The sequence below is a fragment of the Bacillus sp. 01N45 genome (genome assembly GCF_056399205.1).
Genome location: NZ_JBFTQW010000051.1, coordinates 1 through 492, shown reverse-complemented (window position 1 = coordinate 492; position 492 = coordinate 1). Strand labels below are relative to the sequence as shown.

The following is a 492-nucleotide window of genomic DNA, read 5'->3' as shown; positions in this document are numbered from 1 at the left end:
GACTAGAGGACTTGAACCCCCAACCTACTGATTACAAGTCAGTTGCTCTACCAATTGAGCTAAGTCGGCTAAATGGTGGAGGATGACGGGATCGAACCGCCGACCCCCTGCTTGTAAGGCAGGTGCTCTCCCAGCTGAGCTAATCCTCCATTTGCCTGGCAACGTCCTACTCTCACAGGGACAAGGTCCCAACTACCATCGGCGCTAGAGAGCTTAACTTCCGTGTTCGGTATGGGAACGGGTGTGACCTCTCTGCCATCATTACCAGACTATATTCATTTAAGACAAGAATCATTTTAACTTATTTAACTTTTAAAGTCAACAAGTTTTTTATATTCTTTCAAAACTAGATAACATCGCTTCATATTATATGGTTAAGTCCTCGATCTATTAGTATTCGTCAGCTCCACATGTCACCATGCTTCCACCTCGAACCTATCAACCTGATCATCTTTCAGGGATCTTACTAGCTTACGCTATGGGAAATCTCAT

The 492-nt window shown here is 44.3% G+C and carries 1 tRNA gene and 2 rRNA genes; all 3 read right to left on the bottom strand.

The window, feature by feature from the left end:
• Positions 1 to 73 precede the first annotated feature (73 nt).
• Positions 74 to 149: transfer RNA gene (locus AC1DMU_RS29655), tRNA-Val, on the bottom strand.
• A gap of 4 nt (positions 150 to 153) precedes the next feature.
• Positions 154 to 269: ribosomal RNA gene (gene rrf, locus AC1DMU_RS29650) — 5S ribosomal RNA — on the bottom strand.
• A gap of 101 nt (positions 270 to 370) precedes the next feature.
• A 23S ribosomal RNA gene (locus AC1DMU_RS29645) occupies positions 371 to 492 on the bottom strand; the annotation flags it as partial.